General features: G+C 64.9%; 23 protein-coding genes. 16 read left to right on the forward strand and 7 right to left on the reverse strand.

Annotated elements, in window-relative coordinates; all coding sequences use genetic code 11:
* Window positions 1-57 precede the first annotated feature (57 nt).
* From DVU_RS13905 to DVU_RS13940, 8 genes are all read left to right on the forward strand, one after another.
* A complete protein-coding gene (locus tag DVU_RS13905; protein ID WP_010940219.1) occupies window positions 58-1,482 on the forward strand; it encodes a sigma-54 interaction domain-containing protein in 1,425 nt (474 codons plus the stop codon).
* 3 nt (window positions 1,483-1,485) lie between these two features.
* Window positions 1,486-1,833 (forward strand): NifB/NifX family molybdenum-iron cluster-binding protein, encoded by a 348-nt coding sequence (locus DVU_RS13910; protein ID WP_010940220.1) that lies wholly within the window; start codon window positions 1,486-1,488, stop codon window positions 1,831-1,833.
* On the forward strand, window positions 1,830-3,563 hold the full coding sequence (locus DVU_RS13915) for an ATP-binding protein (protein ID WP_010940221.1): 1,734 nt from the start codon (window positions 1,830-1,832) through the stop codon (window positions 3,561-3,563). The genes DVU_RS13910 and DVU_RS13915 overlap by 4 nt, the downstream gene beginning before the upstream one ends.
* A 3-nt stretch (window positions 3,564-3,566) precedes the next feature.
* On the forward strand, window positions 3,567-3,953 hold the full coding sequence (locus tag DVU_RS13920; protein WP_010940222.1) for a response regulator: 387 nt from the start codon (window positions 3,567-3,569) through the stop codon (window positions 3,951-3,953).
* Between the two features lies 1 nt (window position 3,954).
* The gene (locus DVU_RS13925) at window positions 3,955-4,614 is read left to right on the forward strand and encodes a sensor histidine kinase (RefSeq protein WP_010940223.1); all 660 of its coding nucleotides are present in this window, start codon (window positions 3,955-3,957) and stop codon (window positions 4,612-4,614) included.
* Between the two features lie 119 nt (window positions 4,615-4,733).
* Window positions 4,734-5,033, forward strand: a complete 300-nt coding sequence (locus DVU_RS13930) for a hypothetical protein (RefSeq protein WP_010940224.1) — start codon at window positions 4,734-4,736, stop codon at window positions 5,031-5,033.
* Between the two features lie 198 nt (window positions 5,034-5,231).
* Window positions 5,232-5,687: a response regulator gene (locus tag DVU_RS13935; protein WP_010940225.1), complete on the forward strand. Its 456-nt coding sequence runs from the start codon at window positions 5,232-5,234 to the stop codon at window positions 5,685-5,687.
* A 13-nt stretch (window positions 5,688-5,700) separates the two neighbouring features.
* Window positions 5,701-6,825, forward strand: coding sequence for a sensor histidine kinase (locus tag DVU_RS13940; RefSeq protein ID WP_010940226.1), 1,125 nt, complete (start codon window positions 5,701-5,703; stop codon window positions 6,823-6,825).
* A 95-nt stretch (window positions 6,826-6,920) separates the two neighbouring features.
* On the opposite strand, the gene DVU_RS13945 is transcribed toward DVU_RS13940, so the two are convergent.
* Together DVU_RS13945 and acs are read right to left on the reverse strand one after the other, a co-directional pair.
* Entirely contained in the window at window positions 6,921-8,117 is a 1,197-nt protein-coding gene (locus DVU_RS13945) for a sensor histidine kinase (protein WP_010940227.1), read from the reverse strand.
* A 248-nt stretch (window positions 8,118-8,365) separates the two neighbouring features.
* Window positions 8,366-10,351 carry an acetate--CoA ligase gene (acs, locus tag DVU_RS13950; RefSeq protein WP_010940228.1) on the reverse strand — a complete coding sequence of 662 codons (1,986 nt, stop codon included), beginning with the start codon at window positions 10,349-10,351 and terminating at the stop codon, window positions 8,366-8,368.
* A 224-nt stretch (window positions 10,352-10,575) separates the two neighbouring features.
* Between acs and DVU_RS13955 the strand changes: the two genes are divergently transcribed.
* A complete protein-coding gene (locus tag DVU_RS13955) occupies window positions 10,576-13,272 on the forward strand; it encodes a bifunctional acetate--CoA ligase family protein/GNAT family N-acetyltransferase (protein ID WP_010940229.1) in 2,697 nt (898 codons plus the stop codon).
* Between the two features lie 341 nt (window positions 13,273-13,613).
* Here DVU_RS13955 and DVU_RS13960 read toward each other — a convergent pair whose 3' ends face one another.
* The 5 genes from DVU_RS13960 to DVU_RS13985 all read right to left on the reverse strand — a co-directional run bounded on the left by DVU_RS13960 (window position 13,614) and on the right by DVU_RS13985 (window position 18,219).
* Entirely contained in the window at window positions 13,614-14,453 is an 840-nt protein-coding gene (locus DVU_RS13960) for a glycosyltransferase family 8 protein (RefSeq protein ID WP_014524591.1), read from the reverse strand.
* Window positions 14,454-14,678: 225 nt separating this feature from the next.
* Window positions 14,679-15,230 (reverse strand): chemotaxis protein CheD, encoded by a 552-nt coding sequence (locus DVU_RS13965; protein WP_014524592.1) that lies wholly within the window; start codon window positions 15,228-15,230, stop codon window positions 14,679-14,681.
* A gap of 81 nt (window positions 15,231-15,311) precedes the next feature.
* On the reverse strand, window positions 15,312-15,587 hold the full coding sequence (locus DVU_RS13970) for an HU family DNA-binding protein (RefSeq protein WP_010940232.1): 276 nt from the start codon (window positions 15,585-15,587) through the stop codon (window positions 15,312-15,314).
* A gap of 265 nt (window positions 15,588-15,852) precedes the next feature.
* A complete protein-coding gene (locus tag DVU_RS13980; RefSeq protein ID WP_010940234.1) occupies window positions 15,853-16,893 on the reverse strand; it encodes a metal-dependent hydrolase in 1,041 nt (346 codons plus the stop codon).
* Window positions 16,894-17,106: 213 nt separating this feature from the next.
* A complete protein-coding gene (locus DVU_RS13985; RefSeq protein ID WP_010940235.1) occupies window positions 17,107-18,219 on the reverse strand; it encodes a YbgA family protein in 1,113 nt (370 codons plus the stop codon).
* 31 nt (window positions 18,220-18,250) lie between these two features.
* On the opposite strand from DVU_RS13985, the gene DVU_RS13990 reads away from it, so the two are divergent.
* The 7 genes from DVU_RS13990 (at window position 18,251) to DVU_RS14020 (ending at window position 24,252) form a co-directional block, all read left to right on the forward strand.
* Window positions 18,251-18,388, forward strand: coding sequence for a hypothetical protein (locus DVU_RS13990; RefSeq protein WP_164928139.1), 138 nt, complete (start codon window positions 18,251-18,253; stop codon window positions 18,386-18,388).
* Window positions 18,389-18,556: 168 nt separating this feature from the next.
* Window positions 18,557-19,189 carry an HAD family hydrolase gene (locus DVU_RS13995; RefSeq protein WP_010940237.1) on the forward strand — a complete coding sequence of 211 codons (633 nt, stop codon included), beginning with the start codon at window positions 18,557-18,559 and terminating at the stop codon, window positions 19,187-19,189.
* 109 nt (window positions 19,190-19,298) lie between these two features.
* Window positions 19,299-19,952, forward strand: coding sequence for a phosphatidylserine decarboxylase family protein (locus DVU_RS14000; RefSeq protein ID WP_010940238.1), 654 nt, complete (start codon window positions 19,299-19,301; stop codon window positions 19,950-19,952).
* Window positions 19,953-20,014: 62 nt separating this feature from the next.
* The gene (pssA, locus tag DVU_RS14005) at window positions 20,015-20,764 is read left to right on the forward strand and encodes a CDP-diacylglycerol--serine O-phosphatidyltransferase (RefSeq protein WP_010940239.1); all 750 of its coding nucleotides are present in this window, start codon (window positions 20,015-20,017) and stop codon (window positions 20,762-20,764) included.
* Between the two features lie 176 nt (window positions 20,765-20,940).
* On the forward strand, window positions 20,941-22,470 hold the full coding sequence (locus DVU_RS14010; protein ID WP_010940240.1) for a 2-isopropylmalate synthase: 1,530 nt from the start codon (window positions 20,941-20,943) through the stop codon (window positions 22,468-22,470).
* Window position 22,471: 1 nt separating this feature from the next.
* Window positions 22,472-23,731 carry a 3-isopropylmalate dehydratase large subunit gene (locus DVU_RS14015; RefSeq protein ID WP_010940241.1) on the forward strand — a complete coding sequence of 420 codons (1,260 nt, stop codon included), beginning with the start codon at window positions 22,472-22,474 and terminating at the stop codon, window positions 23,729-23,731.
* A gap of 17 nt (window positions 23,732-23,748) precedes the next feature.
* Window positions 23,749-24,252, forward strand: a complete 504-nt coding sequence (locus DVU_RS14020; protein ID WP_010940242.1) for a 3-isopropylmalate dehydratase small subunit — start codon at window positions 23,749-23,751, stop codon at window positions 24,250-24,252.
* The last annotated feature ends 1 nt before the right edge of the window (window position 24,253 follow it).

The raw sequence follows: 24,253 nt of genomic DNA on the forward strand, positions 1-24,253 counted from the left end.
TGTCGTGCGGGGGCGTTAGCCGCCGCACACACGACACCCCAAAGGCGGTACAGCGTGATGAAGCAAGCATCCCTGCCAGCAGGTGCCCGGATAGCCGGGCTCGTCGGGCGCGAACTCGCGCTCGGCCCGGTCTTCGACGCCATCCCCACCGGGTTGGCGGTGCTCGATGCCGACCTGCGCATATGCCTGATGAACCGCGCCCTTGAGACCATGACGGGGTTCACCACCGCCGAGGTGGCGGGCATCCCCTGCCGGCATGTCCTTCGGGCCAGCGTATGCCTGCACCGCTGCCCTACCCGCACCGCTGTCTGCGATGCCACCGGCGGCAACGCGCCATGCCATGCACAAGAAGGCGACCTGCTCAACCGCCATCGCCGCCGCATTCCCGTGCGCCTGACCCTCGCCCCTCTCCATGATGCGCAGGGGCAGCTGTGCGGCTGGCTGCATACCGCCGAAGACCTTTCGCTCGTCCGTGAGCTTGAAGAACGGTGCAGCAAGGGGCAGGCATCCGGGCCACTGGTGGGGCGCAGCGTGGTGATGGAGGAACTCTTCCGTACCGTGCAGGCCCTTGCCCAGACCGAGACCCCCGTGCTCATCACGGGCGAGACGGGCACAGGCAAGGACGCCGTGGCCGAGACCATCCACAAGGCATCACCGCGCGGTCGCGAACCGTTCGTCAAGGCCAGCCTGTCATCCCTTCCCGATTTTCTGGTGGAGTCCGAACTGTTCGGCCACCGCAAGGGCGCGTTCCCCGGGGCCGAAGAGGACAAGCCCGGCCGTTTCAGGATGGCACAGGGCGGTACGTTGTGCCTGTCCGAGTTGGGCGACCTGCCCCCCGCCATGCAGGGACGGCTCGTGACGTTCCTCGACGAGGGACTGGTCTGGCCCGTGGGCGCCACAGACCCCGTCAGGTGCGACGTGCGCCTGCTCGTTGCCAGCAACCTCGACCTGGAGGCCATGGTCGCTTCCGGAAGGCTGCGCGAAGACCTCTACAGCAGACTGGCAGCCGTGCGCATCCACCTGCCCCCGCTACGCGAACGGGGCGAAGACCTCGAGTTCCTGCTCAGCCACTACCTTGCCCATTTCGCCGCCAGATTGCGCAAGACCATACACGGGTTCTCCGGCAAATCTCTGCGCGTGCTGCTTGCCTACGGCTTTCCGGGCAACGTGCGTGAGCTCAAGAACATCGTCGAGTACGCCGCGACCCTGTGTACGGGCGAGGTCGTCATGCCCTCGCACCTGCCGGCCTACCTCTTCCACACGCGTCCGGCAGCCGCACCCCCGCGTGCCATCGAACGCGACACCCCCAAGGGTGCCGCCGAAGACGAGGCATCAGCCCGCAGCAGCGTCGTCGACCTCGAACGCCGTCTCATCGTGGACGCACTGGCACGCGCCGGAAACCGCAAGGGCGAGGCCGCCCGCATCCTCGGCTGGGGCAGAAGCACCCTGTGGCGCAAGATGAAACAGTTCGGACTGGAGTGACCCATGCCCGCGACACTGCTCATCCCCCTCTACCGCGACGAGGTCGCACCACGCTTCGACCTCGCCGGTGAAGTGCTGCTCGTGACCCTCGACGCCGAAGGGACCGAGACGGAACGCTCCAGCGTCGTGCTTGCCCATGCCTCTTCCGAGGACATCTGCCGCATGGCACTGGAAGAGAAGGTCCGCACCGTCATATGCAGCGGCATTGACGAGGAATTCTGGCAGTACCTGCGCTGGAAGCGTATTGAGGTCATCGACAACGTCATCGGCCCGGTCGAGGAGGCGTTGCGACGTCATGCGGCCGGAATGCTCCGTTCAGGCGACATCCTCTTCCACAGGGAGGGGGCATGAAGAACCCGCTAGGCACCATGCTCTCGCGTCTGCGCTCGGTGTTCGACGTTCCGGATGAGATCGCGCCGGAACGCTACCGCATGCTGCGGCGCAAGATAACGCTGCTCATGACGGCGGTGTCGGTTCTGCCGCTGCTCATCCTCACCGCCGTAAGCTACCACCAGTACCAGAGCACCCTCACCCGCGAAATCGTCACCCCCGTGCGGGCGCTGGTGAACAAGACCCGCCACTCGTTCGAACTGTTCCTTGCCGAACGGTCGTCCACCGTGAGCCTTCTCGCCAAGACCTATTCCATGGCGGAACTTTCCGACGAGAAGAACCTCAACCGCATCTTCCTCGCGCTCAAGGGCGAGTTCCCCGGCTTCGTCGACCTCGGGGTCATCGACGGCAGGGGCGTGCAGGTGGGCTATGTCGGGCCGTACGACGTACGGGGGAAGAACTACTCCGAGGCGGACTGGTACAACCGCACCCGCGTGAAGGGTGTCTACATCAGCGACGTGTTCATGGGTTTCAGGCGCTTTCCGCACATCGCCATCGCCGTGCAGCGCATGAACCCCGACGGCAGTTCGTGGATGCTTCGCGCCACCATCGAGACCACGCAGTTCGACAGGCTCATCGCCTCCATGGGGCTCGACCCGGAGAGTGACGCCTTCCTCATCAACACCGCCGGAGTACTCCAGACCAACTCGCGCTTCTACGGCAATGTGCTCGACGTGATGCCCATGCCGGTGCCCCACCTGAGCTACGAGCCCTCGATCATCGACACGGAAGATCCCGAGGGCAGGCAGATTTTCCTCTCTTCAGCCTTTCTGCAGAATGCCGACTTCGCCATCGTGGCGGTCAAGCCCAAGACCGAGATCCTGCGCCCGTGGACATCGCTGCGCAGCGACCTTCTGATTTTCGTCGCCTTCAGTGTCGCCCTCATCATCTCAGCGGCCTTCGGCTTCACCGACATGCTCGTACGACGCATGCGCGACAGCGACGAACGGCGCATCGCCGCCTTCGTGCAGATAGAGCACACCCAGAAACTCTCCTCCATCGGCAGGCTGGCGGCGGGCGTCGCCCACGAAATCAACAACCCCCTCGCCATCATCAACGAAAAGGCGGGCCTTGCGGCAGACCTCATCGCGCTTTCGCAGGACTTTCCGCAGAAAGAACGCTTCTCGGCCATCGTCGAGGCCATCTCGCGTTCTGTCGACCGTTGCCGGTCCATCACGCACAGGCTTCTCGGCTTCTCGCGCCGCATGGACGCCACCTACGAGCAACTCGACGTCAACGGCATCCTCAAAGAGACCATGAGCTTCCTGGAACAGGAGGCCGTGCACCGTTCCATCACCATCGGCACCAGTCTCGACGCGGGGCTGCCACGCATCACCTCCGACAGGGGGCAGTTGCAGCAGGTCTTCCTCAACATCATCAACAACGCCTTCGCCGCAGTGCAGGACGGTGGTTCCGTGACGCTCACCACGTTCGCAGCGGACGGCGGCATGGTGGGCGTCTCGATACAGGACAACGGAAAGGGCATGTCTGAAGAAGTGCAGCGGCACATCTTCGAACCGTTCTTCACCACCAAGAAGACGGCGGGGACGGGCCTAGGCATGTTCATCACCTACGGCATCATCAAGCGACTGGGCGGAGAGATCGGCATCAACAGCAGGGAGGGCGTTGGCACCACCGTCACCGTCTACCTGCCGCAGGACGCGCCCGCACCGCAATCGCTGGAGAACTAGCCCATGCAGGATCTGAAGGTCTTACTCGTCGACGACGAAGAGGAGTTCGTCACCACCCTTTCCGAACGTCTGGCACTGCGGGGCCTTGCCACACGTGTGGCCATGGACGGCGAACAGGCGTTGCGCGAAGTGCAGAACGACCCTCCCCATGTGGTGGTGCTCGACCTCATGATGCCGGGCATCAAGGGTACCGAGACGCTACGCCGCATCAAGGCGATGCATCCGGGCGTGCAGGTCATCCTGCTCACCGGGCACGGCAGCACACGCGACGGTATCGAAGGCATGCGCCTCGGGGCCTTCGACTACCTCACCAAACCCCTGCGGCTTGAAGACCTGCTGGAGAAGCTGCGCGAGGCCGGAGCACTGGCCCGCACGGCCATGGGAGCCTGACATGCGCGAGAACGCCTGTGTGGGATGTCTCACCGCATCCGCATCGCACGAACTGCAGAACGCCCTCGCGGTCATCCGCGAATCTGCCGGCCTGATGCAAGACCTCATCGCCCTTGGCGGAGAGAACATCCCCCGGCGTGAGCGCATCGTCGAACTGCTCTCTCTCATCCAGCAGCAGGTGGCGCGCGGCGGCGAGTTGGCGGGGGGGCTCAACACCCTTGGTCACGCATGGGAAGAGGATGACGGCGACCTCGCCCGCATCCTCGAAGAGTTCGTCATCCTTGCCGGGCGCATGGGCAGGATGCGTTCCGTCACCGTGGGACTGGCACCGGGCGAAAGCGGCTTGCGCGCGCCGAGTGCGGGGCTTGCCTTGCGAGTGCTGCTGTTCGACCTTTTGCAGACCTGCCTTGAAGAGGCTCCCGGTTGCGCGCTCACCTTCGCCCCGGCAAGGCGCGACGGCATTCCCGGAATACATCTGCGAGTAGGACTGGCACGTTGCGACGCGACTACAGACGTACTGCGCCGACTCGACGCGCAACTTGCCCGTCTCGGAGCCCGTAAGGAGCCCGACAACGGGCACGGAACGCCCGCAAGGGACGAACCGGACGGAGTGTTGTACTATTTCACGGCCTGTCCCTCTGCAACAGGGCACAGGGCATAGCGGTTTTTGCTTCCGTGCGACGCCGGTTTCATATATGATACGTACATGACTGCTCATCTGAAACAATTGAAACATACCGTGACAGTACATTGCCACATATGTTTCGGAGGAGATCAGAAATGAAACGTATCCGCGAAGCACTGGAACGCAGTTTTGCCGGGGCGGCCTTCGCCGAAGCCGGTGCCCACGACGAGGCCCTTGCCATGGCAGGTATCACCCCGCTGGTGGGATGTGCCACAAGCGTGGAGGACATGTTCGCAGCCGTCGCTTTCGCCGAAGCCGGTTGCCGTGAAGAAGCCCTTGAGGTTCTCGGTTGTGTGAGGCCCGTACGCCGGGTCATCCATTCCGACTTCCTCAGCAGCGTGGGACTTGGCGAAGTGCCCGTGTGGTACGGCCTTGCCCCGGCCATGACGAATTAGGCAACGCGAAGCGCCGCAAGGTCTTCCGTCGCGCTGCCTGCACGACGCCACGCCGCAGAGATGCGTGGCACAACGCCGCGCCCCCGCACACAGGAGGCAGGGGCGCGCGGAAGACCGCATACGATCACCACGCCGGGCGACCGGCCCGGCGACGGCGCAACCGCTTGCCGATAACCGAATGAGCCAAGGAGAGCAGTCATGAAGGGTATCAAGGTCATGCTCGTGGACGACGAGGAAAGCTTCGTCCGTACACTTGCCGAACGTATGCAGATGCGCGACGCGGGTACCAAGGTCGCCCTCACCGGCGAAGAGGCACTGCAACTCGTCTCCACCGGCGAAGTGCCCGACGTCATGGTGCTCGACCTGCGCATGCCCGGCGTGGACGGCATGGAAGTGCTGCGCCGCGTGAAGAAGGACTACCCCAAGGTGCAGGTCATCGTCCTCACCGGCCATGGCACGGAGAAGGACGAAGAGGAGGCCCGCAGGCTTGGCGCCTTCGAATATCACAAGAAGCCCGTGGATATCGACATCCTCGTCCGCGACATCCGCCGGGCCTTCCGCGAGACCCTCGAAGACACCATGGTGGCCGCCACCCTTGCACAGGCTGGCGACTACGAGGGGGCCAAGCAGATTCTCGACGAAAGCGACAAGTAGCCCAGTACGGGCCATGCGGGTTCTTCTCGTCGACGACGAAGAGGCGTTCGTCAACCTGTTGGCGGAACGCCTCGAGACACGGGGCATCACGGTGCTTGTCGCCCATGATGTGGCCTCGGCACTCGACCTGCTGGCGGCACATCCTGTCGATGTGGCGGTGCTGGATGTCTGCATGCCCGGACGCGACGGTCTCGACCTGTTGCGGGTCATGCGGGAACGCCACCCTCTCGTGGAGGCGCTCATGCTGACCGGCTCGTCGGATGTCCGCAACGCCGTCGAGGGAATGCGACTCGGGGCCTGCAACTACCTGCTCAAACCCGTCGACATCGAAGAGTTGCTCCGTGAACTGCGTCTCGCCCATGAACGCAAGATACGCCGCGAAGAGAGCGCCCGCATGATCGAGGCGGGCAAGCTCGCCTCGATGGGCCGCATGGCGGAAGGCGTGGCGCACGAGATCAACAACCCCGTCAATATCATCGCCAACGCTGCGGGCTGGATCGAAGACCTGCTCGAAGAGCCGGACATCGCATCCGGCCCGCACGTGGCGGAGATGCGCCGCACGCTCGCCAAGATCAAACAGCAGGGCGTGCGTGTGCGCGAAATCACCCGCAAACTGCTCTGCTTCGGACGCGGTCTCGACCCCCGACCGCAACCTGTGGCCTGTGCCACGCTACTGCGCGAGACACTGCAACTCGTCGCCAGCCGCTGTGAGGCCCTTGCCGTGGACGTGGTGGTAGACCTGCCCGAAGGGCTGCCCGAGATCATGGCCCCGCCCGTGGAATTGCGGCAGGTCTTCCTGCATGTGATCGAGAACGCGCTGGATGCCATGGAAGAGAACGGCGGCACGCTCACGGTCAGACTCAGGCTCATGCACGGGCAGGACGAAGAGCACGACGCCTTGCACGTGGCCATCACCGACACGGGACACGGCATCGCACCGGCCCTGTTGCCGCGCGTCTTCGACCCCTTCTTCTCGACCCGCAGCGTCGGCAGGGGCATGGGCCTCGGACTTTCGGTGAGTTACGGCGTGGTACGTGCCCTTGGCGGTGACATCAACCTCACCAGCGACCCCGGACGCACGGTCTGTTCCATTCGCCTGCCGCTGACCGCGAAACCGCCCTGCGCCCGCGAGGCGTGAAGACCCGCGGGACCAGCCGCCCCGAATCTCCCCATCCCGCGCTGTCGTGGCCGCTGTATCCGGCGACGTATCGAAGCGTGTCCTGTGCCCCCGTGCTACGCGAAGCGACCGTGACCATTGTTGCCCGCCCATGAAGGCAGCAGCACCGAGACGCGTGCGCCACGTCCGAAACCGGCATCCACCTCGATGTCCCAACCGCACTCGCCAGCGATGCGCCGGGCGATGCACAGCCCCATGCCCACCCCGTCAGCCTTGCGCGAGAAGAAGGGGTCGAAGATGAATGCCATGTCTTCGGGGGCGATGCCGGGGCCATTGTCCGCCACCTCGACCCGGCACAGTCCTCCTACGCACAGCAGCCTGCATGAGACCTCACCGCCGTCTTCCCGCGCGAAGTCCGAGGCATTGGCCAGAATCTCGAAGACAAGACGCTGCAAGAGCGAGGCAGCCCCGTGCACCATGTGCCCGTCCGGCACCTCGACCTGCCAGTGCAGGGTACGCCCCTGCTGTGCAGCACGCTGCCGCGCCTGTTCGAGGGCTGCCAGCACCGACTCGCCCACGGGCACCACCGTCCGGATGGCATGGGGAAGCGAGGCGAAATCGGATACGGCACCGACCATGTGCTCCAGCCTTCGCGACTCTTCGATGATGGTATCAAGATAGCCACGTACCGGGTCTTCGGCCGGGGCGCGCCGCACAGCAAGACTGGCGAAGCCCCCTATGGTCATCGTGCGGTTGCGCACCTGATGCGCCACCGACATGGCAAGATGCGCCAGCCTCTCGCGCCCCTCCTCCACAGCGCGCAGGTCGCGGAACGAACGCAACGCAGCCGTCACCGTGGTGTGCAGCCGTTCTGCCGTGAGTTCGGTCTTGTGCCGGTAATCGTTGATGTCCAGTTCAGCGATGACGCGGTGTTCGGGGGCATGTCCCGGTTGTCCGGTACGCAGCACGATGCGCACGAGGTTGTTGCCTAGTTCCTCCCGCACCTTGCGCGCCACCTGCAATCCGGCATCGTTGCTTTCCATGACGACATCCAGCAACAGGACGGCGGTATCGGGGTGCCGACGCAGCATGTCCAGACTCTCGGCACCACTCGTGGCTTCGAGAAGGTGCAGCTTGCGCCCCTCGAATGAAAAATCGGAAAGAACCAGCCGCGTGATGGTCTGCACCTCGGCATCATCGTCGGCCACCAGCACGTACCACGGAGTCGCTGCCGCACGGGGAACGTCCTGCCCGGGCTGTTCCTCCTCCGCGAAGAACAGCAGGTCGTCTTTCTCTTGCCCTGTCTGGGTCATCACTCCTCCACGGATACGGCACGGGATGCCTTCGGAGAATAGACCCATAGTACCCCAAGTACATGCCAACGCAACCCTGCGAGAGGAACCATCGGGCCGGAAAGGCGTCCGGCACCATGCCATCTTCCCGTCAGGCATGGAGAAAGAAAGAGGGGAGCCTCACGCACAGGGGGGGTGGCGTGAGGCTCCCGGCACAGGGGGAATGGGTGCGGCACCTGTCGGGCAGCCGCGTATCGTCTGTTTGTCGGCTACCTTCCGGTAAGTTGCAGGCGACCTTCAATGAGGTCGGAGACGACCCCGGGGTCGGCGAGAGTAGAAGTGTCCCCGAACTCGCTGGTGGCCCCGGCGGCGATCTTGCGCAGGATGCGCCGCATGATCTTGCCGCTACGCGTCTTGGGGAGCCCCTCTGCGAACTGGAGCACATCGGGCGTGGCGATGGGGCCTATCTCCTTGCGCACCCATGCGCGCAGCTCGGCGCGGAGCTCCTCGGTCTCTTCCGCATCGGCGCCGAGAGTCACGTAGGCGTAGATGGCCTCACCCTTCACGGCGTGTGGCATGCCCACGACGGCGGCTTCCGCGACGCTGGGATGGGCGACCAGCGCAGACTCGACCTCGGCCGTGCCCATGCGGTGTCCCGAGACGTTGATGACGTCGTCGAGGCGGCCCATGATCCAGAAATAGCCGTCCGTATCGGTGCGTGCGCCATCGCCGGACTCGTACATGCCGGGAAAGCGTTCGAAGTATGTCGAGCGGTACCGTTCGGGCGAGCCGAAGATGCCGCGCAACATGCCCGGCCACGGCTTGCGGATGACAAGATGCCCGCCTTCGTTGGGCCCTGCGGGGCTGCCGTCGGGCCGGACGATGGCGGCATCGACGCCGGGCAGCGGCTGCGTTGCCGAACCGGGCTTGAGGGTGGTGGCGTAGGGCAGGCCCGAAATCATGATGCCACCCGTCTCTGTCTGCCACCATGTGTCGACGATGGGCAGGCGTCCCTTGCCGATGTGGGTATGGTACCACATCCACGCTTCGGGGTTGATGGGTTCGCCCACCGACCCGAGGACACGCAACGACGAAAGGTCGTGCCGTTCCGTCCAGTCCGTGCCTTCACGCATGAGTGCGCGGACGACGGTGGGGGCGGTGTAGAAGATGTTGACGCGGAACTTCTCGACGATGCGCCAGAAACGGTCGGGCGAGGGCCACGAGGGCACACCCTCGAACATCAGCGAGGTCGCCCCGAGGGCCAGCGGGCCGTAGACGATGTAGCTGTGCCCGGTAATCCAGCCGATGTCGGCGGTGCACCAGTACACGTCGTCGTCCTGCACGTCGAAGACCCACTGCGTGGTGTGCGCGGCATAGGTAAGATAGCCGCCCGTGGTGTGCACCACGCCCTTGGGCTTGCCGGTGCTGCCACTGGTGTAGAGGATGAACAGCATGTCCTCCGCATCCATCTCCTCGCAGGGGCGGTCGACGTCGAGGGTGCGGTCGGCCATGACCTCATGCCACCACAGGTCACGCCCCTCCTCCATGGTCACTTCGAGGCTCCCGCGGTTGACGACGACGACCTTCTCCACGCTGGGACACTGGCGCACGGCCTCGTCGACGTTCACCTTGAGGGGGATGCGCCGTCCGGCACGCAGCACCGCGTCGGCGGTGACCACGACCTTGGCCTCGCAGTCGTGGATGCGATTCTGAAGGCTCACAGCCGAGAATCCGGCAAAGACGATGGAATGGACAGCCCCGATGCGCGCGCAGGCGAGCATGGCGACAGCCAGTTCAGGAATCATGGGCATGTACAGCGAGACGCGGTCGCCCTTGTGCACGCCCATCTTGCGCAGAACGGCGGCGAAACGGCGCACCTCGTCATACAGCATCTGGTAGGTGAGCACCCGCACGTCCTCTTCGGGTTCGCCCTGCCAGATGATGGCGGCCTTGTTGCGCCGGTTTCCTGCCACATGCCTGTCGAGGCAGTTGTGGGCCACGTTGAGCCTTCCGCCCTTGAACCACTCGATGCGCGGTTCGTTCATGTCGGCATCCAGCACGGTATCCCACGGCTTGAACCAGTCGATGAGCTGTGCCGCACGTTCGCCCCAGAAGCCTTCGGGGTCTTCGGCGGCACGCCGCACAAGCGCCTCTCGCGCGGCTTCGCCGGACACATGTGCCCTGCCCCGGCTGTCAGCGGGAGGGGCGAAGTGGCGCTTCTCATCCATCATGCTCTCGATACGTTCCTGGCTCATCGTGGCCTCCGGCGTTGCTTCTTGTGTGGGCGGAAGGGGTTCGACCCTGATGTACACCGCCACGCGGGGCGTGCGAAGGCCCGGAGGCGCCGTTTTCGGTGAGCGGTCGTCCGGGGCCGGTGAAATTGACTTTTTACGCCGCCCCGTGACAAAACGACACGTGAACGGTTGCCGGTCGGCCCTCACCGCCCTCGAAGGCGGCCCCGCCGACGAGAGGAGGCACAGTGAGCCATTCCCCACTCGAACAGATGTTCAAGCCCACATCGGTGGTGGTGGTCGGTGCCACCGCCGACGAGAACACCCCCGGTAACCGCATCATGCGCAACCTGCTGGCGGGGACGTTCCTCGGCCCGGTGCTGCCCGTGAACGACACGGGCGAAGCCGTGGCGGGCATGCCCGGTCATACGGCCATCGACACCCTTCCCCTCACCCCCGACCTCGCCATCATCTGCTCCCCGCCGGAGAGTGTGGCAGAGCACATCGCCGAACTCGGCAAACGCGGCACACGTGCCGTGGTCGTCCTCAGTCAGGGCTTCTACCGCTATGACGGCGAACGGCGCGAGGTGCAGCGCAACGCGGTGCTTCAGGCCGCACGCCGCCACGGGGTGCGGGTGCTCGGTCCCAACTGCCTCGGCTTCGTCTCCCCGGCTGTGGGAATCAATGCCAGCCTCATGCCGCGCAAGGCGCTACCGGGCAAGGTGGCCTTCGTCTCGCAGTCCGACTCGCTGTTCAGCACCGTCCTCGACTGGGCCACGTCCAAGAAGATAGGCTTCTCGCACTGCATCGCCCTTGGCGACCGCTACGACATCCATTTCCACGACATCCTCGACTACCTGAACAGCGACGTGAACACGCGCGCCGTGCTGCTCTATCTTGAGACCATCGACAAGGCACGACGCTTCATGTCGGCTGCCCGTGCGCTGGCCCGCAACAAGCCCGTACTCGTGGTCAAGTCGGGCCGTTCGGCCGAGGGCGCTGCGGCAGCAGCGGCCCACTCGGGCATGCCCCTCGGTGCCGACGACGTGTACGACGCCGCCTTCCGGCGCGCTGGCATGTTGCGCGTGGCCGACATCGACACCCTGTTCAACGCGGTGGAGGCGCTGGCGCTGGCCCGCCCCCTGAAAGGCGAACGACTCGCCATCCTCACCAACGGCGGCAGCCCCGGCTTCATCGCCACCGACGCCCTCATCCGCGGCGGGGGGACGCTGGCCGACCTTTCCGACGCCACATGCCAGCTTCTGGACGACAGCCTCGGCCGTGACTGGTCGTACTGGAATCCGCTCGTGATGCGCAGTTCCGCCGGAGGTGAACTCTACGCCCGGGCGCTCAACCACCTTCTCGAAGACCGGGGCGTGGACGCCGTGCTTGCCATGCATGTGCCCTCGTACGCCGTTCCCAGCGAAGAGGTGGCTGAAGCCGTGACCAAGGTGGCCCGGCGCTCCAAGAAGGTCGTACTCACAAGCTGGCTTGGCATCGACGACGCCGAGGCGGCCCGCAGGCATTTCACGGCACAGGGCGTGCCCACCTTCTTCACCCCCGACAGCGCGGTGCGCGCCTTCCTCAATCTGGTGGAGTTCAGGCGCAACCAGGACCTGCTCATGGAGACGCCCCCCTCGCTGCCCGACGACTTCATGCCCGACGCACTGGCGGCACGGCGGGTGGTCAACGACGCGCTGGAGGCCAAACGGCAGATTCTCGACCCCGCCGAGGCACGTGCCGTGCTCGAGGCCTACGGCATCCCCGTGGCGGAGGCCCTGCATGTGCGTGAACCGCGAGAGGTGGTCGAAGCTGCGGTGAGACTCGGCTACCCGGTCGCCATCAAGGTCGAATCCCCCGACGTGGCAAGGCGCTCGGTGGTGGGGGGTGTGGCCCTCGACGTGAAGACCGACGAAGAGGCGCTCGATGCCGCCCTCGTCACGGCGGAACGGGTCTGCGCGCAGGTTCCCGGTGCCCGCATGACGGGCTTCACCGTACAGCGCATGTGCCACATCGGTGCGGGAAGCGAACTTGCCGTCGAGACCGCCACCGACCCTGTCTTCGGCCCGGTGATACGCTTCGGGCAGGGGGGTGCAGCCAGCGAGACATACCCGGACAGGGCCACGGGGCTGCCACCGCTGAACCTCGGACTCGCACAGGAACTCATGTCGCGCACCCGTGCCGGACGCACCCTGCGCCCTGCCGAGACCGGCGCGGTGAAGCTGCTTCTGGTGAAGGTCTCGCAGCTCATCATCGACATCCCGGAAATCTTCGAACTGGAGATAGACCCGCTCTTCGCCGACGACGACGGCATCGTGGCGCTGGACGCCCACATCCGCATCGCATGGACGACGCGCTCGGGCACAGACCAGCTCGCCATTCGCCCCTACCCGCGCGAACTCGAGGAACATGCCCACCTGCGTGACGGGCGAGAGGTGCTGCTGCGCCCCATCCGCCCCGAAGACGAACCTGACCACTGGGCCTTCGTCGAGCATCTCTCGGCCGAGGACAAGCGGTTCCGCTTCTTCGGCAACGTGGCCCAGCTGCCCCGTAGCGAAATGGTGAAGCTCACGCAGATAGACTACGACCGCGAGATGGCCTTCATCGCCCGCGGCCCCGGTGAAGACGGCGCCACCACCACCCTTGGCGTGGTGCGCGCCATGGCCTCGCCCGACAACAGCGAGGCGGAGTTCGCCGTGGCGGTACGGTCAGACCTCAAGCGGCAGGGCCTTGGCCGTATGCTGATGGAGAAGATCATCCGCTACTGCCGCACCCGTGGGACACGGCGCATCGTGGGTGCGGCACTCGGCGACAACAAGGCCATGGCGGAACTGGCGCGCGCCGTGGGGTTCGTGGTCAGCAAGAACTACGACGAAGACACGTGGCAACTCGACCTGCCCCTTGCAGACCCGCAGGACAAGTCGCCCGACGACGCTCGAAGCTGAACGGGCCTTGTCCCGCCCGTGCAGTGATGAAGACGGGAACCGGGCCGGACATGACGGGCAGGCCGACAACAGTCTGAAGGAGTGGCTTCCCGGGTGATGCTCACCTGCCGGCCTCCCGGCTGACAGCCTCAGGCTCATCGGACATGCTGCCTGCGCGCCTCGCAACGGCTACAGGCCTTGCTGTCTGCCGGTTCCGTGTCAGCAGGCCTCGCTACCTGCCAGCATCGGGCCAGAAGGTCTCTCTTCTGACGGTCTTGCGTGGTGAACGTTTTCACCACCTCCCCGTCTTCCGGACGGCACGTGCACTGCTTCAGAGGCCTTGCCCTTCAGCAACGCTCTTCTCACGCCTCGTGCGTCGACGCCTCCCACACCCTGACACGCGACCGCTCTTCAGACGTCAGCCAGTCCAGCCACTCTTCACGCAACACGCCGTAATGGTTGATACGCAGGTCGCGCCACAGCGCCTGCCCGGTATCCCACGGCTTTGGGCCGTGGAAGTGGATGATGTGCCCCTCCGCCAATGCCGCCTGCCTGTAGGGAGGGCAGTTCCAGCGGGGGTCCAGTTTGGTGATGCGCTTGCCGAAGAAGTAGTTGAGCAACGACTGGTCGAGGTTGCCGATGCGCTGCACATTCCCCGCACAGAAGGCGAGGAAGTTGTGGACATGGTCATGCCGCCTCAACCGTTCAAGATTGAAGAGCACCACGCCGCTGCTGTACGTCCAGATGGGAAAGGGCAACGGCACCACATAGCGCCTGCCGCGCCACATGTAGTCGAGTTCGGCGTGGTCATGGAAGAACGGGGCGGTGTCTTCGCGCGCCATGCCCATGTAGGGCGGACGCAGCGCGAGAAGGTCGTCCAGCGGGCGTCGGAAGAGCACATCACTGTCACAGTAGAGCACATGCGACTCGGCGGCGAGTTCAGGGACGAGCGCCAGTTCGAGCTTGAGAAAACAGCCGATGCACCGGTGGAATGCCGCCGGGATGGTGGTCGCGTCCAGTACCGGGCGATAGCGGGCAAGCAGCACACCTTCCTCTCGGACAGCATCCATGACGCCTGTGTCGTCACCAGCGTAGACGCACACGCATGTGATGTCGGGGTGCAGCAGGCGCAGAGACCGCACCGCAACGCGGAGCATGAGCAGATAGCGGGGGTTGTCGTCGATGCAGAATACGACCTTCATGGTCGGGGCTTTCCTTCGACTGTGCTTGAGTGACAGGTCGTAGCCGCAACAGGGCCTTTGGGCACCGCACACGCCGGGGAATCACGACGACGCAACAGACAACGCCAGATGCACAGCAGATTGTATGTTGTTCAGATGCCCGGTCGACACATAAGGCGCACGCCGGAATGCGATGGTCGACGGCAAACGCCCCATCAACGATGGCGCCATGATCGAAGGTCTTTCCTACGTCAAATCATCGCGGCACACCAGTGCCGACGGCAAAGGCGGTTCCGTCCGACGCAAAAGTCGCACCCAGACCTCGCCCGTGCCGGAATGGAAGAAGAGCTTGCGCCCCCGGTCGCCGAGAATATGCTCCGACTGCGGTTCGATGCCGAAGCGTTGCAACGTGGCGCGCGCCACCTCGACGTTGCGCCCCCCCACGTCCACGATGCACCGCAGGCGCTGCTTCTCTTCGGGGTTCATGGTGAACGCCCCGCCAAAGAGCTTCACGACGAGATCGTTCGCGGCAATGCCCCGGCGGGCGAATTGCCCCAGCAGTGTTTCGATGGCGGCGTCCACGTACTTGCATGGAGTGCGCGCACCGTCTGCCGCACCAAGCACGGTGGGAAGCATGGCGTGAAAGATGCCACCCGTCTCCGTCGACGGATGATGGAACGTCACCGAGACACATGACCCCAGTACCGTTGCGATGAGCGCCGGACGTGCGGCAAGAATCCCCTCACCGATGCGAAGATGCAGGTGCCTGAGGTCGAGGTCCATCAATTCGGCGGGCATGCCCGCCACGGACCTTCTGTTCGTCTTGGCCCGGACTGCGTCTCGCATGGGTGTGGGTGCGACGCCTTGCCTCCCTGTCGCCTAGGGATTGATGATTTCCTTGAGTTCCTTCCCGGCACGGAACACGGGGAGTCGCTTGGGCGGAACCTCGACGTTATCGCCCGTCTTGGGGTTGCGGCCCTTATAGCCCCTGTAGCCCTTGACCTTGAACGACCCGAAACCGCGAATCTCGACACGGTCGCCCTGCAGCAGTGCGTCGCGCACCGAGTCGAAGAAGAGGTTGACAATCACGCTCGATTCCTCGGCGGGAATCTCATGGTTCTCCGCAAGCATCTTGACGAGTTCGCTCTTGTTCACCGTGATACCTCCGTATGGCGTGGCCCAGGCTAGGTAGGACAATTACTTCATCCTATTGAAGTAATACCGTGAGAGGAACGTCATGACAAGAGGGTGGCGTGAAAAGCCTCTGGTCGTCGATACGGTCGACAACCCCCGTCAAGGGGAACGTTCATGGCCCCGGACGTAAGCGGCAGAATGCCGCACCTTTTGCCCGGCCCCCCCGCCGCCACGCCGATGGTGGCGCAAAAAACGTCACGCGGGCCATTGCACCTCTCCATTGAGCCTACTTCACTCGGGGTAGCGGGGACACCCCGCCAGCAGGCGGACGGAACCCGTCCCCTCCCTTTGCATCGCGACTCGACGACCCGCCCCTGAACCGCACGCCCTCCAGCCTGCCGTCCGTCCCGAGGCGTGCCAGCAACAGGAAAGCCGTCCCCGTCCCGCGTCCAAGCCGTTCACGCAGGAAGGGCACCAGCGTGGTGAAGCGCAGGTCGCGAAAGGCCACCAGCGAACCATCGGGCGAAGCCGTCTCCTGCGTGAGGAACATCGCGAACCATCCATAGACCCGGAAGAGTTCGTCCTGTTCCTCGAGGCGATTCCACAAACCGGGGTTGGCCTTGGCATATGTCTCGAAGGCAGGCGGGGCGTCGTCGAACAGGGTAAGCCGTGCCATGCGCCAGCTGTCGCCCGCGTCATGCACCAGCTTCCAGTAGTACGGGGTGAATCCGTCGGGGATGACGTGCACCACGGCGGGTCGCCCCTCGCTGGCGAGACGCTGCGACCACACGCCTTCAAGTGCCTTCGCCGTCCCGACGTTGGCGAGGGGGTAGGCGAACATCCACAGCACGGCGGCGACGGCGAGCCCGCGCCGACCCCACATGGCCGCCCCGGCAACAGCCGCCAGAAGCGGCAGGGTCAGCAGCGGGTCGATGATGTACACCCCGGGCAACGCCGCCCTCCAGTCGGAGAAGGGCTGCAATATCTGGGTTCCGTAGGTGGTGATGGCATCAAGCCATATATGGACGAGGACGAGGGCGTACGAGACTCCCCACACCTTGGCGAATCCCCACCCCTGCGGTGCACGGCGCAACGGCAGGGCAAAGAGCAACGCCAGCAACAGGGCAAGCAACGCCCCCCCTGCGAAGGAATGGGTGATACCCCGGTGGATGGTGAGGTAGTCGATGGCGGAGGAACCGAAGAAGATGTCCACGTCGGGCGAAGCGGCCGCAACCATGCCGAAGGGCAAGGCCCAAGCTGTGCGGGGCCTTTCACGCAAGGCGTACATGGCTACTGCGCCGCTGGCTACGTGGGTTATCGGGTCCATGGCTGATTCCTCCTCACAACCATATCACCACTGCCAGCGCACTCGGCAAGGGGGCAATCCCCGATGCGCGCAAGAACGCCCGGGGGCTCACCACGGACCTGCGTGAACCCCCTGAGAATGCAGGACCGTCCAGTCGCCTGCCACAGCCCCGACCATGCCTCCCGCCTCCGGAAACCGCCTGCGGTAGAGGTCTACGGAAGGCCCCGAACATGCTCACACATGGTTGCGCAGCTTGAGTTCGACCGGATGCGGGTTGAGGTAGAACTGGCCTGCCAGATACTTCTCGCCATACTTGCGGACATAGTGATTGAGCAGTGTCACGGGAACCACCAGCGGCACGAGGGCGCGGCGATAGAGGTCTATCTGTTCCAGCATCTCCTGCTTCTCGTCGGGGGTCAGTTGCTTGCGGAAATACCCCATGATGTGCTGCAGCACGTTGACGTGCTTGGCGGGGGTCGCGCGAAGCCGCAGACCTTCCATGAGCAGGCGCTGGTAAGCCTCGCGCAGTTCGTCACGGGGATAGGTCGCCGCCTGTGCCACCAGCTTTCCCATGGTGCGATAGTGCTGCGGCGAATGGGCCAGCATGAGGAGTTTGTGCCGGGTATGGAAGGCCACAAGCCCGCCCGTGTCGAGTCCGTCGTCGAGAAGCTGACGCCAGCGACGCATGACGAAGAGACGTTCGATGAAGTTCTCGCGCAGGTCGGGGTCGTTGAGCCTGCCCTCCTCCTCCACCGGCAGCAGCGGGAAACGCTCGATGAAAGCACGCGCGAACATGCCCACGCCCTTCTGCACAGGCACGCCGCCGCTCTTGCCCGTGGCGGGGTCGAATTCGGGGTAGACCTTCACGCGCTCCATGCCGCTGGACGGTGACGCGCGCTTGAAGATGTAGCCGCACAGCCCCTCGCCTTCGAGTTCGGCCACGCGGCGCTCCGCCCACGCCCTCATCCTGTCCGTCCAGTCCTCGCCATGCTTCACGGTGACAAGGCGCGGCGCGGAAGGGTCGCCCACGAGGCGCAGCGCCTCGCGCGGGATACCCATGCCGCACTCCACCTCGGGACAGACGGGCACGAAATCGAGGTAGGCTCCAAGCACGTTGACCACCCACGGGTCGAACTTGTGTCCGCCATCGAACCGCACCGGATTGCCCAGCAGGCACGAGCTTATCCCGATGCGGATGCGCCCGCCGGGCAGATGCGCCGCATCGGGCAGATTCGCGGTGGAGGGGGCAGGCTCGCCGCCTCCCTTCGCGGCGGTCTCGAGACGGGGCTGACGGTTCGCGTCGTCGATGCCAGCGGGGTGACAGTCGTCACAACGGTTTGAACTCATGGTTGCCTCCTCTTCGTCGGTGCTTACCTGTATGCTTCACGCCGGGACGACCTCACTGCCTACGCGGGTACTCCGCCTGTGCCAGCTTGCCACCGTTGCCAGCATGCTGACCGGCTGGCTGGACGCCCTGCATCACCTTGTGGCAGAAGGCAGGGCTTCCGCCCCGTAGCGGTGGAGGACAGACTTCCAGTCACATGGCCCCGTCGTGCAGCGGAAGAGGGCCGGACCGAGTCCCGTCCCCGGGCTTCCGCCCGGAATCTGCCACACACGACTAGCCACACTGGAACAGGCCCCTGTCCCTTTCGCCCGTTCCGGACACTTCAGGAGACCATACGCCATGACACAGCATCCAGCCAGCCCCGCGCGGGCAGTACTCTACGATTTCAGCGGCGTACTCGCCGAAGAGGGGTTCATTTCGGGCCTGCGGGCCATCGCCGCGGAAAACGGCCTCGACCCGCAAGCCTTCGTGCGCGCCGCCACGGATGTCTGCTACACATCCGGCTACGCCGACGGGCTTGCCCCGGCATCCGCCTTCTGGCAGGGCGTGCGCCAAGTCACGGGCATCACCCACGACGACGCCACCCTTCAGGAGGCCGTGCTTTCGCGCTTCGTCATCCGGCCGGACATGTTCGCCGACGTGGACGCCTTGCGCGAACAGGGCCTCACCGTGGCCCTCGTCTCCGACCATACCGACTGGCTTGAGACCCTCGACGACCGCCATGGCGTCTTCCACCACTTCGACCACGCCTTCTCGTCATTCCGTGAGAAACGCAACAAGCGCACCGGAGAACTCTTCGACCGTGCCCTCGACGTGCTCGGACTCGCCCCGGAACAGACCATGTTCTTCGACGACAACGCAGGGAACGTCGAGCGCGCCATCCTGCGAGGCATCGACGCCCGCCTGTTCACCGACAAGCCGGCCTACCGCGCCGACCTCGCCTCGCGGCTGCCGCACCTCCGCATGCCCTGACCGGCGACAACCGGCCCGGTGGCCAGTGCCCCCGTTGCCAACGGGCTACGTTTTGCCTACAGTGCCCCATCACGAAACGACGACCGGCGGGCCGTTCCCGCGGAGCATCATGCGAAACCCCTCCATCAGCATCACCCCCGAAGGCCTACCCGCCATCGGTCTTTGCACCCTCGCAACCCTCACCTTCGCGCTCATCGGCTGCTGGGTGATGGCTGTCATCTTTCTGCTGCTCACGTGGTTCTGCTGCCACTTCTTCCGCGACCCTGAACGCGTCACGCCCACAGGGGCAGGTCTCGCGGTCAGCCCCGCGGACGGCCGGGTCATCCGCGTCGAACCGGTCACCGACCCCATCACGGGTGAGAAGCGCACCTGCGTGTGCATCTTCATGAACGTGTTCAACGTCCATGTGAACCGCATGCCCGTGGCGGGCACCATCCGCAACATCGTCTATCATCCCGGCAAGTTCTTCAACGCCGCGTGGGACAAGGCTGCCACCGACAACGAACGGTGCGACTACCTCATCGAGGATGCCGAAGGCGGCAAGTGGACCATGGTGCAGATAGCCGGACTCATCGCGCGGCGCATCGTCTGCCGCGTGGACGAGGGCGACACGCTGACCCGCGGCGAACGCTATGGCATGATACGCTTCGGTTCGCGGGTTGACCTTTACCTGCCGGACGGCTATTGTCCGACCGTGTCCGTCGGGGAACATGTCTTCGCGGGGCAGACCATCGTCGCCCGCAAGTCCCCTGAAGGGGCCTAGCCCGCGCAGCAGGGCACGGCGCAACGCACCATTCCGGTGTGCGCCATACAGGAACCAAGGCAATGGAACAGAAGACCGGACCAGTACATAAGGGAGTCTACATCCTCCCCAACCTCTTCACCACGGCGAGCCTCTTCTCGGGCTTTCTGGGGCTGTTGTGGGCTGCGTCCGGTGAATACGAAGCCTGTGCCATGGCCATCCTGTTCAGCGCCCTCATGGACGGTCTCGACGGCAAGGTGGCGCGTCTCACCAACACCGCCAGCGAATTCGGCGTACAGTACGACTCGCTGTGCGACCTCGTCGCCTTCGGTGTGGCCCCCGCCTTCCTCGTCTGGAACTGGCAGCTCAAGCAATTCGGCCGCCTCGGCATCGCCGTGGCCTTTCTGCTCGCCGTGTGCGGTGCGCTTCGACTGGCGCGCTTCAACATCTCCACGGCTGTCACGTCCAAGAAGTTCTTCACGGGGCTGCCCATCCCCGCCGCAGGCTGCACGCTTGCCGCGATGGTGTTCTTCCAGCCCTACGTCCCCGAACAGCTGATGCACGCCTTCCCGGCGTTCACACTCGGCGTCACGTTCGTGCTCTCCTTCCTCATGGTGAGCCGTGTACGCTATGCCTCCTTCAAGGAATACGGGCTGATCAAGGCCCACCCGTTCAGCTCGATGGTCACCGCCATCCTGTTGTTCGTCCTTGTCTCCTCTGAACCCAAGCTCTTGGGGTTCATGGTGTTTGCGGGTTACCTGATTTCGGGCCCCGTATACACCTTCATCATTCTTCCGCGTCGCTCCCACAAGCTACTACGCAGCCTAGCATAGGTTGACGTAGCCGGCGCCCCCGTACTCAACCGTCTCAGGAACGCGAGCCGTTCCGGGCGGGCGTGTACCCCCCAGCAAAGATATCTCAGGCGTCCGTCCGGCCGGCCCGCATACGTGCAACCAGCGGCAGACACCAGACGACCTGTCATGTCGCGCAAGGCCAGAGGAGCATCATCATGGCGGAACGTATCCGTATCTTCGACACTACCCTGCGTGACGGCGAGCAGTCTCCCGGCGCGACCATGAACATCAAGGAAAAGCTGCGCCTCGCCCACCAGTTGCAGACACTGGGCGTGGACATCATCGAGGCAGGTTTTCCCGCCGCCAGCCCCGGCGACTTCGAGTCGGTCCGTGCCATCGCCAAGACCGTGAAGGGCATGACCGTGGCAGGCCTCTGCCGCGCCCTCCCCGCCGACATCGACAGGGCGTGGGACGCCGTGTGCGTCGCCGAATCGCCGCGCCTGCACACCTTCCTCGCCACGTCGCCGGTGCACATGCAGTACAAGCTGCGCAAGACCCCCGACGAAGTGGTGCGCATGGTCGACGCCGCCGTGCGCCATGCCGCAGGGCACACCTCCAACGTGGAATTCTCCGCCGAAGACGCCTCGCGTTCGGACAGGGACTTCCTCGTGCGGGTGTTCACCACGGCCATCGAAGCAGGTGCCACCACCATCAACATCCCCGACACCGTGGGCTATGCCCAGCCCGAGGAGTTCGGCGCACTGGTTCGCTATGTCATCGAGAACACGCCCAATGCGCACAAGGCCGTGTTCAGCGTGCATTGCCACAACGACCTCGGCCTCGGGGTTGCCAACACCCTTGCGGCCCTGCGCGCAGGCGCACGGCAGGCAGAGGTGACCATATCCGGCATCGGCGAACGTGCGGGCAACGCGGCCCTCGAAGAACTGGTCATGGCCCTGCGCACCCGGCACGACTACTTCGGCCTCGACACGGGCATCGTCACCGAACAACTCTACCCGACCTGCCGCCTGCTCTCCATGATCATCGGTCAGCCCATTCCGGCCAACAAGGCCATCGTGGGCGCCAACGCCTTCGCGCACGAGTCCGGCATCCATCAGGACGGCATGCTCAAGCACCGCGAGACCTACGAGATCATGACCCCCGAATCCATCGGGCGCACCCGCACCGAACTGGTGCTCGGCAAGCACTCCGGGCGCAACGCGGTGAAGAACAAGCTCGAGGAACTGGGCTACCGCCTTGAAGAGGACCAGCTCAACACCGTGTTCGACGCCGTCAAGCAACTGGCCGACAAGAAGAAGCAGATTCACGACGAGGACGTCGAGGCACTGGTGCTTGAAGAGGTGTACCGCATCCCCGACCGCTACCGGCTGGTGAACCTCAGCGTACAATGTTCGGACACCGGCATGCCGCCCACGGCTGCCGTCGTCATGGAAGTGGACGGCGAGACCATGCGCCACGCCGGTTTCGGGGCAGGCCCCATCGACGCCGTGTTCAACGCCATCGCCCATATCGTGGGCCGTACACCGCAGCTTGAACGCTACTCGGTGACGGCGATTACCGGAGGTACCGACGCACAGGGCGAAGTGACCGTGCGGGTGCGCGAGAACGGCGGCACGGCCGTCGGACGCGGCAGCCACCCGGACATCATCATCGCCAGTGCGCGCGCCTACCTCAACGCACTCAACAGACTGGTCAAGAAGGAAGAAGAGAAGGAGGGCATCTAGGATGGCTCACACGCTTGCACAGAAGATACTGCAAAGGCACACCGACGAAGCCATCACCGATGCCGGGCAGATCGTACGCTGCCGCGTCTCGATGGTGCTGGCCAACGACATCACGGCCCCGCTGGCCATCAAATCCTTCCGGGCCATGGGTGCGAAGCGCGTCTTCGACAAGGACCGCGTGGCACTGGTCATGGACCACTTCACCCCGCAGAAGGACATCGAGGCGGCACAGCAGGTGAAGCTCACCCGCGAATTCGCCCGCGAGATGGGCGTGACCCACTACTACGAAGGCGGCGACTGCGGCGTGGAACACGCGCTCTTGCCTGAACTCGGTCTCGTGGGGCCGGGCGACGTGGTGGTGGGGGCCGACAGCCACACCTGCACCTACGGCGGCCTCGGGGCGTTCGCCACGGGTCTCGGTTCCACCGACGTGGCAGGTGCCATGGCCCTCGGCGAGACGTGGTTCAAGGTGCCGCCCACCATCCGTGCCACCTTCACGGGCACGCTGCCCGCCTATGTGGGAGCCAAGGACCTCATCCTCACGCTCATCGGTGCCATCGGCGTCGACGGTGCGCTGTACCGCGCACTGGAGTTCGACGGTGCGGCCATCGAAGCCCTCGACGTGGAAGGTCGCATGACCATGGCGAACATGGCCATCGAAGCTGGCGGCAAGGCCGGACTCTTCGCCGCCGACGCCAAGACGCTCACGTACTGCACCACCGCCGGACGCACGGGTGATACGGCGTTCAGCGCCGACGCCGGGGCGGTGTACGAGCGCGAACTCTCCTTCGACGTGACGGGCATGACCCCGGTGGTCGCCTGCCCGCACCTGCCCGACAACGTGAAGCCCGTCTCCGAGGTGAAGGACGTGACCGTGCAGCAGGTGGTCATCGGGTCGTGCACCAACGGGCGCATCGGCGACCTGCGCGAAGCGGCTGCCGTCCTGCGCGGGCGCAAGGTGTCGCGTGACGTGCGCTGCATCGTCCTGCCCGCCACCCCCGGCATCTGGCGTCAGGCACTGCGCGAGGGACTCATCGAGACCTTCATGGAAGCGGGCTGCATCGTCGGCCCCGCCACCTGCGGCCCCTGCCTTGGCGGACACATGGGCATCCTCGCCGACGGCGAGCGCGCCATCGCCACCACCAACCGCAACTTCAAGGGGCGCATGGGCAGTCTCGAGTCGGAGGTCTACCTCTCCGGGCCTGCCACGGCTGCCGCCTCCGCCGTCACCGGCGTCATCACCGACCCCTCAACCCTCTAGCCGACGAAGGAACGACCATGCGTTACGCAGGAACGGCCCACAAGGTGGGCGACCATATCGATACCGACGCCATCATCCCGGCGCGCTTCCTCGTCACCACCGATGCGCAGAAGCTCGGCGAGAACTGCATGGAGGGGCTCGAACACGGCTGGGTGGCGCGCGTGAAATCCGGCGACATCATGGTGGGCGGCCGCAACTTCGGGTGCGGTTCGTCGCGCGAACACGCCCCCATCGCCATCCTCGGTGCGGGAATGCCCGTAGTGGTGGCGCACAGCTTCGCACGCATCTTCTACCGCAACGGCTTCAACATGGGCCTGCTGCTGCTTGAGGTGGGCGACGATGTCGACAAGATAGCGGACGGTGACGACATCGAGGTCGATGCCGCATCGGGCGTCATCACCAATCGCACCACGGGTGCCACCATCACCTGCGCACCCGTGCCGCAATCCATGCGCGAATTGCTGGATACGGGCGGGCTCGTGCCTTACGTCCGCGCACGCCTCGAAAGGGAGAACGGCTAGC

The sequence above is a fragment of the Nitratidesulfovibrio vulgaris str. Hildenborough genome, assembly GCF_000195755.1.
In the GTDB taxonomy this organism is placed as follows: domain Bacteria; phylum Desulfobacterota; class Desulfovibrionia; order Desulfovibrionales; family Desulfovibrionaceae; genus Nitratidesulfovibrio; species Nitratidesulfovibrio vulgaris.

Excerpts from the sequence above, each read along its gene's own strand:
- acs (WP_010940228.1), bottom strand. The coding sequence starts at position 10,351 with ATGAGCCAGGAACGTATCGAGAGCATGATGGATGAGAAGCGCCACTTC.
- pssA (WP_010940239.1), top strand. The coding sequence starts at position 20,015 with ATGGAACAGAAGACCGGACCAGTACATAAGGGAGTCTACATCCTCCCC.
- DVU_RS14000 (WP_010940238.1), top strand. The coding sequence starts at position 19,299 with ATGCGAAACCCCTCCATCAGCATCACCCCCGAAGGCCTACCCGCCATC.
- DVU_RS13945 (WP_010940227.1), bottom strand. The coding sequence starts at position 8,117 with ATGACCCAGACAGGGCAAGAGAAAGACGACCTGCTGTTCTTCGCGGAG.
- DVU_RS13960 (WP_014524591.1), bottom strand. The coding sequence starts at position 14,453 with ATGAAGGTCGTATTCTGCATCGACGACAACCCCCGCTATCTGCTCATG.
- DVU_RS13930 (WP_010940224.1), top strand. The coding sequence starts at position 4,734 with ATGAAACGTATCCGCGAAGCACTGGAACGCAGTTTTGCCGGGGCGGCC.
- DVU_RS13925 (WP_010940223.1), top strand. The coding sequence starts at position 3,955 with ATGCGCGAGAACGCCTGTGTGGGATGTCTCACCGCATCCGCATCGCAC.
- DVU_RS13965 (WP_014524592.1), bottom strand. The coding sequence starts at position 15,230 with ATGCCCGCCGAATTGATGGACCTCGACCTCAGGCACCTGCATCTTCGC.
- DVU_RS14020 (WP_010940242.1), top strand. The coding sequence starts at position 23,749 with ATGCGTTACGCAGGAACGGCCCACAAGGTGGGCGACCATATCGATACC.
- DVU_RS14010 (WP_010940240.1), top strand. The coding sequence starts at position 20,941 with ATGGCGGAACGTATCCGTATCTTCGACACTACCCTGCGTGACGGCGAG.
- DVU_RS13905 (WP_010940219.1), top strand. The coding sequence starts at position 58 with ATGAAGCAAGCATCCCTGCCAGCAGGTGCCCGGATAGCCGGGCTCGTC.
- DVU_RS13915 (WP_010940221.1), top strand. The coding sequence starts at position 1,830 with ATGAAGAACCCGCTAGGCACCATGCTCTCGCGTCTGCGCTCGGTGTTC.
- DVU_RS13935 (WP_010940225.1), top strand. The coding sequence starts at position 5,232 with ATGAAGGGTATCAAGGTCATGCTCGTGGACGACGAGGAAAGCTTCGTC.
- DVU_RS14015 (WP_010940241.1), top strand. The coding sequence starts at position 22,472 with ATGGCTCACACGCTTGCACAGAAGATACTGCAAAGGCACACCGACGAA.
- DVU_RS13995 (WP_010940237.1), top strand. The coding sequence starts at position 18,557 with ATGACACAGCATCCAGCCAGCCCCGCGCGGGCAGTACTCTACGATTTC.
- DVU_RS13910 (WP_010940220.1), top strand. The coding sequence starts at position 1,486 with ATGCCCGCGACACTGCTCATCCCCCTCTACCGCGACGAGGTCGCACCA.
- DVU_RS13990 (WP_164928139.1), top strand. The coding sequence starts at position 18,251 with ATGCTTCACGCCGGGACGACCTCACTGCCTACGCGGGTACTCCGCCTG.
- DVU_RS13920 (WP_010940222.1), top strand. The coding sequence starts at position 3,567 with ATGCAGGATCTGAAGGTCTTACTCGTCGACGACGAAGAGGAGTTCGTC.
- DVU_RS13980 (WP_010940234.1), bottom strand. The coding sequence starts at position 16,893 with ATGGACCCGATAACCCACGTAGCCAGCGGCGCAGTAGCCATGTACGCC.
- DVU_RS13940 (WP_010940226.1), top strand. The coding sequence starts at position 5,701 with ATGCGGGTTCTTCTCGTCGACGACGAAGAGGCGTTCGTCAACCTGTTG.
- DVU_RS13985 (WP_010940235.1), bottom strand. The coding sequence starts at position 18,219 with ATGAGTTCAAACCGTTGTGACGACTGTCACCCCGCTGGCATCGACGAC.